11 protein-coding genes are annotated in these 8,639 nt (G+C 60.6%); 4 read left to right on the top strand and 7 right to left on the bottom strand.

What is annotated here, in order from left to right; genetic code table 11:
* The 6 genes from ACHFGA_RS05460 to ACHFGA_RS05435 form a co-directional block, all read right to left on the bottom strand.
* Nucleotides 1–212: DUF3151 family protein (locus tag ACHFGA_RS05460; protein WP_394281408.1), on the bottom strand; the 212-nt coding region annotated here is incomplete at its 3' end.
* A 105-nt stretch (nt 213–317) separates the two neighbouring features.
* Nucleotides 318–1,427, bottom strand: a complete 1,110-nt coding sequence (locus tag ACHFGA_RS05455) for a DUF418 domain-containing protein (protein WP_394281407.1) — start codon at nt 1,425–1,427, stop codon at nt 318–320.
* Between the two features lie 6 nt (nt 1,428–1,433).
* On the bottom strand, nt 1,434–2,036 hold the full coding sequence (locus tag ACHFGA_RS05450; RefSeq protein ID WP_394281406.1) for a Maf family protein: 603 nt from the start codon (nt 2,034–2,036) through the stop codon (nt 1,434–1,436).
* Between the two features lie 83 nt (nt 2,037–2,119).
* Nucleotides 2,120–2,329, bottom strand: a complete 210-nt coding sequence (locus tag ACHFGA_RS05445) for an acyl-CoA carboxylase subunit epsilon (RefSeq protein WP_394281405.1) — start codon at nt 2,327–2,329, stop codon at nt 2,120–2,122.
* Nucleotides 2,330–2,348: 19 nt separating this feature from the next.
* Entirely contained in the window at nt 2,349–3,821 is a 1,473-nt protein-coding gene (locus ACHFGA_RS05440) for an acyl-CoA carboxylase subunit beta (protein ID WP_394281404.1), read from the bottom strand.
* Nucleotides 3,822–3,928: 107 nt separating this feature from the next.
* Entirely contained in the window at nt 3,929–4,294 is a 366-nt protein-coding gene (locus tag ACHFGA_RS05435) for a hypothetical protein (protein ID WP_394281403.1), read from the bottom strand.
* Between the two features lie 100 nt (nt 4,295–4,394).
* Between ACHFGA_RS05435 and trpB the strand changes: the two genes are divergently transcribed.
* The 4 genes from trpB to ACHFGA_RS05415 all read left to right on the top strand — a co-directional run bounded on the left by trpB (nt 4,395) and on the right by ACHFGA_RS05415 (nt 8,079).
* Nucleotides 4,395–5,756 carry a tryptophan synthase subunit beta gene (gene trpB / locus ACHFGA_RS05430; protein ID WP_394281402.1) on the top strand — a complete coding sequence of 454 codons (1,362 nt, stop codon included), beginning with the start codon at nt 4,395–4,397 and terminating at the stop codon, nt 5,754–5,756.
* A 247-nt stretch (nt 5,757–6,003) separates the two neighbouring features.
* Nucleotides 6,004–6,267, top strand: coding sequence for a toxin HicA (locus tag ACHFGA_RS05425; RefSeq protein WP_394281401.1), 264 nt, complete (start codon nt 6,004–6,006; stop codon nt 6,265–6,267).
* Nucleotides 6,268–6,272: 5 nt separating this feature from the next.
* The gene (locus ACHFGA_RS05420) at nt 6,273–6,599 is read left to right on the top strand and encodes a type II toxin-antitoxin system HicB family antitoxin (RefSeq protein WP_394281400.1); all 327 of its coding nucleotides are present in this window, start codon (nt 6,273–6,275) and stop codon (nt 6,597–6,599) included.
* Nucleotides 6,600–6,672: 73 nt separating this feature from the next.
* Nucleotides 6,673–8,079 carry an NAD-dependent succinate-semialdehyde dehydrogenase gene (locus ACHFGA_RS05415; protein ID WP_394281399.1) on the top strand — a complete coding sequence of 469 codons (1,407 nt, stop codon included), beginning with the start codon at nt 6,673–6,675 and terminating at the stop codon, nt 8,077–8,079.
* 140 nt (nt 8,080–8,219) lie between these two features.
* Here the strand turns inward: ACHFGA_RS05415 and ACHFGA_RS05410 are convergent, their stop codons facing one another.
* Nucleotides 8,220–8,591: a PH domain-containing protein gene (locus ACHFGA_RS05410; protein WP_394281398.1), complete on the bottom strand. Its 372-nt coding sequence runs from the start codon at nt 8,589–8,591 to the stop codon at nt 8,220–8,222.
* Nucleotides 8,592–8,639: the final 48 nt, after the last annotated feature.

The following is an 8,639-nucleotide window of genomic DNA, read 5'->3' as shown; positions in this document are numbered from 1 at the left end:
AGGCGATCGAGGGACCTATGGTACCCGGTGCGCGCGTACGCGTAGGCGACTAGGGTATCGCCATTGTCCAGTTCATTCTTGGCGCGAGCTGCCCACACGCTCGGGGAATCGGGGTGGGCGTAGGCCGTGTCATCTGCGAGTAGATCCTTACCGGCGGCAGGATCTTCGGGCAGGTGCAGCGGGGGAGGGGCAAGCATGTCATTAATTTCCATGCACCCAGGGTACCTGCGTTAGCGGTAGGAGCACTTTTGGCAGACAGATTCCCTCTTTGTTTAGAAAATGGGCCGATTTGTCGGCCGAAAGGGACAAAAGGGACGCTAGGGGCGGTCGCGCTCGAAAAGGCGCAAGATTTGGCGCTGCACACTCTCCAAAGGGCCGCGCTTGAAAAACAACAACCAGACCGGCGCAAAGACCAAGGGGACTAAGAGGTTCACCCAGGCCCATTCCATCCACGCGATATTCATTCCCTGGCTGTCCAGCCACCCTAAAAACAGAATATGGGCGGTGTACACGGTCAGAGGCATGCGGCCCACCGCGCGCAATGGGTACATGACCAGGTTAAACGGCCGCCATAGGCACAAAAGAACGCACAGGCCGATCACCAACAGCGAGGTGCCGATGCTCCCTAACAGCTCCGCGATCGAACCCGAGTGCGGCACATAGACCCACAGCCAGCCGGCATCGCCCACCGGGGTCACCCCGGGCGCACTATCAAGCATGTCCGTGAACTCTTCCAAGTCCACACCCCGCGCCGCCTGCCGCTCAATAAAGTCACTGCGCGATAAAAACAGGGAAGAAAGCCAGAAACCGGCAGCGGCCAGCACGCCACCGATGCCGATCAGCCCATCCCAGGCGGTGCGCCACTTCACCAGCGCGTTGCCGGTGGCCATGCCCGCCACAAACACCGGCGCCATTGTTAACAAGGGAAACGCGCCGGTCAGGAATAGGAGCTCGAGGGCGCGGGAAGGGTCGTCGATAAGCATGGGCCAGGTGGGCACGCCGCCGTCCGTGCCCCCGCGCCAGACCTGGGAAAGCCATGGGCACAGAAACACGCCCACGGCGGCGAGCAGGGCTTGTGCCCACCCTGGGACGCGGAAGAGGAGGGGAGCGAGCACGAGGTAGAGGGCGCCATAGGAGGTCAGAATGACGATGGGCCCGGTGTGCTCCGTGGTGATCGTCAGGCCCAGCAGGATGAGAAGCAGCCCGCGTACCACGAATTGCACCAGCGACTGGCCCCCGGTGCGGGTGCGCGACATCAGCACCACCGACACCCCGGCCAGCACCGTAAACAAGATCGTGGAGCGGCCCTGAAAGAGCTGGTAGAACCAGTTATCGCGATCCTGGTGGTAGAAAGTGTGCATCACGAACATGCCAAAGATGGCGATGGCGCGAGCAAGATCAATGCCGTCGACTCGTTCTTGGCGCACGAAGGGTTAGTCCCAGGAGTCGGAGGCGTTCAGCCCGAAAGAGTACAGCATGCGGCGCAGCAAAGGCAGCGAAATGCCGATTACGGAGGAAGGATCGCCCTCAATCCGGTCTATGAACCAGCTGCCCAGGGCCTCCAGGGTGAACGCGCCCGCGCAGCCCAAGGGTTCGCCGGAGGCGGCGTAGGCTTCGATATCGGCATCCGAGACATCCCCGAAGTGCACGGCGGTGGAAATGGTGTCCACCTTCCACTCGCCCCGGTAGCACACCGCGTGCCCGGTCAGCAGCTGTGCCGCCTTCCCACGCTGCGCCTTCCAACGTTCGATGGTGCGCTCCACGGTATGTGGCTTGCCGACGAGCTGCCCGTCCAGAAGCAGCATCGAATCACAGCCCACCACCACATCGTCGGGATAGTCGGGTGCTATGACTTGGGCTTTCCCTTGTGCTAGGGCGGCGACTTTGGTGGCGGGGTCTTCGTCGACAAGCGAGGCGAGCAGGGCGTCCTCATCGATGTCCGCGGGCCTGATCAGCGGGGTGACGCCGCCGGATTCGAGGATCATGCGGCGCGACGGGGACTGCGAGGCGAGGACGATACGCGGAGACATGCGCATGATTGTAGCCGGTCGATATATCTTGCTAAAACGGCCCGAAAACCCGGGTTTTCACAAGATTCATCGACCGCAGGCAGGGGGCGCTAGTAGAAAGTGACCGTGCTGAACGCGGCCGGGTTGTAGAGCTGCTGCGGCGTCAGGCGGGATTCAGGCGCGCCCCACAGGTTGCGCTCCACGTGCGCCGGCGCCTTCGTGGCTTCCGCATGCAGAGAGGTGAGCACGGCGGTCAGTGCGGCAAGCTCATCGTCGCTGGGGTTGCCCTTGAGCACCTTAAACATCGGTGTAGTCAGCAAGTGAATTCTCCTTTGATCCTTAGAGCGGAATATTACCGTGCTTCTTCGGGCGGGGGTGGAGCACCTTGCGCTCCAGCAGGCGCAGGCCCTCGGTGACCTGCGCGCGGGTGGCGCTCGGCGCGACGACGGCGTCGATCAGGCCCCGCTCCGCCGCCACGTAGGGGTTGATAACGGCCTCCGCGTACTTCTCCGCATTGGTGTCTAGGTGTTCTGCGGCGGTCGTGGCATCGGCAAGCGCGATTTGCGCGGTCGGCCACGCAAAAGCCAGGTCCGCGCCTAGGTCCTTCGAACCCATCAGCACGTAGCTTGCGCCCAGCGCCTTGCGCGTGATCACGGTGATCGTTCCCACCTGGGCTTCGGCATACGCATATGCCAGGCTGGCAGCGCGCGTTACGACGTTCGCCTGTTCCTCTTCCGGTGCTGTGATGAAACCGGGGGAGTCTACAAACTTGATAATCGGCAGGTTGAAGGCGTCGCACATCCGGATGAAGCGGGCGGCCTTGTCGGATGCTGCGGCATCGAGGCGGCCGTTCTGGGACTCTGGCTGGTTCGCCACAATGCCCACCGCGCGGCCCGAGATGTGGGCGAAACCGGTGACGATATTGGGGGCGAACTCTGGCTTGAGCTCGAGCAGATCGCCGTCGGTGACCTGCTTGATGATCTCGCGCACGTCATAGGTGGCCTCATCGTCGTCAGGCATGAAGGTGTCCAGCGCGGAGGTGTCCACGTTGTCGGGGGCCTCGAGGATCGGGACGTCGGCGCGGTTATTGACCGGCAGGAAGCCAGCGACGGTGCGTGCCAGGCCGATCGCATCCTTATCGGTAGGGGCCACTAAAGATGCCAGGCCTGTGGTCTGGGAGTGGAGCGCGCTGTCGCCGACAGGCTCGGTCAGGTGCACCGACGCGCCCTCGACCAGGATGGCGATATCTGCCAGCGGCACCTGCAGCGCCGCTATAGAAGAGGTGGTTCCCGCAACGACTGCGATCTGCGGGATCAAACCAGAAGCCTCCGTGGCGGCGCGCAGCAGCTTCGCGTACATCGCCGCGGTGACTACGCCCTCCTGGAAGCGCGGGCCCTCAGAATCATAAATCCCGATGAGCGGCACGCCGGTCTTGGTGGCTAGGTCGTAGATCTTCAGCACCTTCTCTGCGTAGACCTCACCAAGGCGCCCATCCAGGATGGTGGGATCCTGCGAGAACACGCACACCCGGCGCCCGCCAATCTGCCCATAGCCGGTGACAACACCGTCGGTGGCAGGCTTGTTGCGGTCCATGCCATACTCTTCGACGCGGTGGCGCGCTAGGGCGTCGGTCTCTGTAAAGGTGCCCTCGTCGAGAAGCTCCTGCACACGCTCGCGGGCAGTCTGATTGCCGGCAGCGTGGGTGGATTCGACAACCTCGCTGCCCAGCGGGGCCTGCGCCTCCTCCAAACGGGAGCGCAAGTCTGCCAGCTTTCCAGCGGTCGTGTTCAAATCGGGTTGAGAAGCAGTCATAATTTCACAGTCTAAGTCGTGCAGGGTTAGTTATGCGATATCGGGGCGCGTGTGCCTGTATGAGTATCGTCGCTGGCGTCGATTTCGTTTCATCGTTAGCCGCGGCCTTACCTGTAGGCCGGCGGAATCAGCTCCGCAGCCTCCAGTAGCCGCTGGGTAAGGAGGATGAGACCGAAGCCGATCAGCATATTCCCACTCACATCGGCCGCCGCACTATTGCCCCCGACCGCCCACAGCACCAGCGCTCCTGTCATCACTAGCGCCGTGGGCAGGAAGCCCTTAGAGATGGGCATCCACACGAACCAGATCAGCAGCCCCAGAGCGAGGAGCAGGAGAATACTGGTGATCGTTGAAACGGCGCGATCGCCAGCCCACAGCGCCACCGCGCAAGCACCAACGACGAGCAGTGCGACGAGGGCCGTCAGCCGCAAATTTAACGGAGGGGTCTGTTTCTCATTCTCGGGGTGGGTCATTCCCTCAGACTAGTCCATACTGTGGCGGACTTCGGGCCCGGATGGCCACGTAAAGGGCTAGTATTTATTCATTCACTTAGCACGCACCGAAAGGCACCCCATGACTGATCAGCAGCCAGACACCATCGAGATCCAGCACCGCGACACCTTGTTGCCCGCCTTCTTCGGCGATTTCGGTGGCCAGTACGTGCCAGAGCCACTGTTCCCGGTGCTGGATGAGTTGGAGAAAGCCTTCGTCGAAGCGCGCGAGGACCAGGATTTCATCGACGAACTCGCCCGCCTGCAAGCAAAGTTCCTGGGCCGGCCCACCCCGACCTACGAGTGCGAGAACCTGCCGCGCGTGGGGTCCTCGCGAATTTTCCTGAAGCGTGAAGACCTCGCCCACGGCGGCGCTCACAAGGGCAACCAGGTGCTAGCACAGGCCCTGCTGGCGAAGCGCCTGGGCAAAAACCGTCTAATCGCGGAGACCGGTGCCGGCCAGCACGGCACCGCCACGGCGATGGTCGCGGCCCTGATGGACATGGAGTGCGTGATCTACATGGGCGCCCAGGACGTGGCCCGCCAGCAGCCGAACGTGCGCCGCATGCGCCTGATGGGCGCGACCGTGGTGCCCGTGACCAATGAGGCCGGTGGCTCCATGTCCAATGCTATCGACATCGCGCTGAATGATTGGGTGGAGAACCTCTCAACCACCCACTATGTTCTGGGTTCCGCGTGCGGCCCGCACCCGTTCCCCACGCTGGTGAAGGAATTCCAGGCGGTGATCTCACGCGAGTCCCGCCAGCAGATGCTGGAGGACACCGGCCGCCTTCCCGACGCCGTCATCGCCGCAGTAGGTGGCGGCTCCAACGCCATCGGCGCCTTCGCTGAATACCTGAAGGACGAGCCAGGCAACGCCGACGTCAAGCTCATCGGCGTGGAGCCCGCCGGCGAGGGTCTGGACACCGACAAGCACGGTGCCGCCCTGAACCACGGCAAGATCGGCCTGCTGCACGGTTCGCGTTCCTATGTTGTGACCGGCCAGGGCGGCGAGGTCCTGCCGGAGTCTTTCTCCGTGTCCGCCGGTTTGGATTACCCTGGCGTGGGCCCCGAGCACTCCTACCTGCGTGAGATCGGCCGCGCCGAGTACGTGGCGGTGACCGATGAGGACGCCTTGCAGGCCTTCCGCCTGCTGTCCCGCTATGAGGGCATCATCCCGGCGCTGGAATCTTCCCACGCGCTTGCCTACGCCCTGAAGCTTGCCGAGGTTGCGGAGGCCGAGGGCCAGGAGCTGAACCTGCTGGTCAACTTGTCTGGCCGCGGCGATAAGGACTTGGAGTACGTGCACAACATTCTTGGCGATTCGCTTTTCGACGACCCCGAGCAAGCCCCCGTCGGTGACATCCGCATCAGCGAGGTGCTGGCCTCCATGACCACCACCTCCAACGAGCGCGAAGCCGGCCATACAGTGGCGCACAAGTAGTTCGCTTTACGACGAGGGGTGGGCCGGACGCAGGGCTGCTCGGAAATCCCTGAAGGAGTGTCATCACACAGATTGAAAGAGGACTATGCGTATTACTGCTGGCGACACAGCGTGGGTTCATCATGATGCGTTGGAGGATGCTCGTGCCCGTTGAATAGGCCAGTTAACGCCGGCCTCGCGGCCTAGCCAGCCAGAAAAGTGGTCGCACGCACGTTGAAAGTGGTGCTATATGTGGTACCATGCCGGTGTGGGTAAAAGCATCGATGACATTGTGAAAGTAATGAAGCGGTCATCAAAGAACGTGCGGTTTTCCGATTTGGAAAAGGTCTGTGATCACTACTTTGAAAGCCGAAAATCGAAAAGGACCTCGCATCGCACGTACAAGACGCCGTGGCCGGGTAACCCTCGTGTCAATATTCAAAATGCCAACGGAAAGGCCAAGCCCTACCAGGTCAATCAAGTGCTAGAAGCCATAGAGAAACTGCAAGCGAAGAGGAAAGAAACGGAGTAGCCAAGATGGATATTAACAAGTACAGCTTTCAAACCTCGTGGTCAGAAGAAGACCAAGAGTACGTGGCAACCGTTGCTGAATTCCCTTCGTTGTCATGGTTAGATGCAGACCGACAGGAAGCAGAGCAGGGGCTGCTTGACCTCGTCGCAGAGGTTATCGAGGATATGGAAGCCTCAGGAGAAGAAATTCCTGTCCCGATGGGGAGCCGTAACTACTCCGGAAAATTTAATGTGCGCACTTCTCCCTCGCTGCATCGGCGGCTCGCTATTGAAGCTAAAGCCGAAGGCATCTCACTCAATGCATTGGTGAATCAAAAACTCGCATCAGCCTAGTTTGCGCGGTCCAGCACCCGTCCGGTGAGAAACCTAACAGAAATGTTTTATGAATTAGCGTATACAGGGGTCTATGACCACTTTCAATATTGAGAACCCGAACAACGGCAAGACAGAAGAACAATTCAGCCGGATCGACGACGCAGATCGCGACGCCATCCTCGAACAGTCCACCGAGGCCTTTAAGCAGTGGCGCAACACCTCCATCGAGGAGCGCGCGGCCGTTCTGGCCAAGACCGCCGACCTGTACGAAGAGAACAAGACCGAGCTGGCGCAGCACATCGGCCGCGAAATGGGCAAGCTGACCCGCTGGGCTGAGGGCGAGCTAGACATCGTCATCGCTATTTACCGCTGGTACGCAGAGCACGCCCACGAGGTGCTCGCCGATACTGAACTTCCAGCCCAGAGCGCGCAGCGCACCTTTGTGGCTAAGGAACCACTAGGCCCCATCCTGGGCATCATGCCCTGGAATTTCCCTTACTACCAGGTAGCACGCTGGGCAGCGCCGAACCTGCTTTTGGGTAACACGCTGGTGCTGAAGCACGCGTCGATTTGTCCGCTATCCTCCCAGGCCTGCCAGGACCTGCTTGAGGAAGCCGGCCTGCCGAAGGGTGCCTTTATCAACGTCTACGCGTCCGGCTCCCAGATGGATTCCTTCGTTGCGGATCCACGTATCACCGGTGTTTCCCTGACCGGTTCGGAGGCCGCTGGCGCAGCCGTCGCCAAGACTGCCGGCGAGAACTACAAGAAGAGCCTGCTTGAGCTCGGCGGTAACGATCCGTTCGTGCTTATCGACGACACTAACCTGGAATGGGTCCTGGAACAGTTCGTCCTGATCCGCATGTACAACACCGGCCAGGCCTGCAACGCTCCGAAGCGCCTGATTGTGCTGGAGGATTTCTACGACAAGACCGTGGAGTTCCTGACCAAACGCATCGGCGAGATGACGGTCGGGCCTTACGACGACGAGAACGCCGATGTTGGCCCACTATCCTCCATTGACGCGCGCGATGAAATTGTGGAGCGTCTGGAAAAGGCTGCAGCGGAAGGGGAGGCGAAGGTCGTCGTCGGTGGTAAGAAGGTCGATCGCGACGGTGCCTACATGGAGCCTGCCCTGCTAACCGACGTGGACCGCACTTCCGACGTTGGCTGCAATGAGATCTTCGGACCTGTGGCCATTGTGTACAAGGCCAAGGATGTTGAGGAAGCCATCGAGATCGCTAACGACTCCGACTACGGCCTATCCGGTTCCGTATGGACCACCGATCTAGAGAAGGGCCGCGAAGTCGCCCGCCAGCTGGATGTGGGCATGGCCTTTGTCAACGAGGCTTCTGTGACCGCTGCCGGCCTGCCGTTCGGCGGTGTGGGCCGCTCTGGTTACGGCCGTGAGCTGGAACGCTGGGGCGTGGGCGAGTTCGTCAACGAGAAGCTCTACCGCGTCTCTGACCAGTCGGGTCCTGGACTGTCGCCAGCCATGTAACCAGCGGAAACCCTGGATACTTTAGGGATTTGGGCGAGGCGACCTTAGGGATTTGGTAAAGCCTCGCCCAAGTCGCTCGTCGATTAGCGCAGGGCCAATCCTATTTCGCCGCGCACTCGGGCGCTTAGCGTTTGAGATATTTAGCTGTTGAGAACCGCATGGGCGATGAGGGAATCGATGCGACGAACGTCGATATTTCTGCCTAGTTTGATTTTGATGCGTCCTGCGCGTGTCCATAGTTCGACTTCGGCGGTAAAATCAAGCATCTTTCCCGCATTCTCAGTCGACCACATGTTGATCACGCTGTACGGAAGTGAGTAGATCTCCACTTTCTTGCCCGTCATTCCCTGGGCATCGCGAACGATCAGGCGCTTTGATGTGAAGATTGCGGAATCGCGAAATGTCTTAAATGCCGCATAGGGCTGCTCGCCTTCGATGAGCAGGTTGCGCACATCGTCGGGGATGGGGATCTCTTCCATGAACATCCACGACGTAACTTCCGAAACAGACATAGTAGTTATTCTCCTTGTCAGATTTAGGGGACATTTGATTTTCGCATA

The sequence above is a fragment of the Corynebacterium sp. genome, from assembly GCF_043426755.1.
GTDB lineage: Bacteria > Actinomycetota > Actinomycetes > Mycobacteriales > Mycobacteriaceae > Corynebacterium.
The sequence above is the reverse complement of the archived record's forward strand: the minus strand, read 5'-3'. Positions and strand labels throughout refer to the sequence as shown.

What these genes read in the sequence shown, in the direction of transcription:
- ACHFGA_RS05450 (WP_394281406.1), bottom strand. Translation starts at nt 2,036, where the DNA reads ATGCGCATGTCTCCGCGTATCGTCCTCGCCTCGCAGTCCCCGTCGCGC.
- ACHFGA_RS05440 (WP_394281404.1), bottom strand. Translation starts at nt 3,821, where the DNA reads ATGACTGCTTCTCAACCCGATTTGAACACGACCGCTGGAAAGCTGGCA.
- ACHFGA_RS05435 (WP_394281403.1), bottom strand. Translation starts at nt 4,294, where the DNA reads ATGACCCACCCCGAGAATGAGAAACAGACCCCTCCGTTAAATTTGCGG.
- trpB (WP_394281402.1), top strand. Translation starts at nt 4,395, where the DNA reads ATGACTGATCAGCAGCCAGACACCATCGAGATCCAGCACCGCGACACC.
- ACHFGA_RS05420 (WP_394281400.1), top strand. Translation starts at nt 6,273, where the DNA reads ATGGATATTAACAAGTACAGCTTTCAAACCTCGTGGTCAGAAGAAGAC.
- ACHFGA_RS05415 (WP_394281399.1), top strand. Translation starts at nt 6,673, where the DNA reads ATGACCACTTTCAATATTGAGAACCCGAACAACGGCAAGACAGAAGAA.
- ACHFGA_RS05410 (WP_394281398.1), bottom strand. Translation starts at nt 8,591, where the DNA reads ATGTCTGTTTCGGAAGTTACGTCGTGGATGTTCATGGAAGAGATCCCC.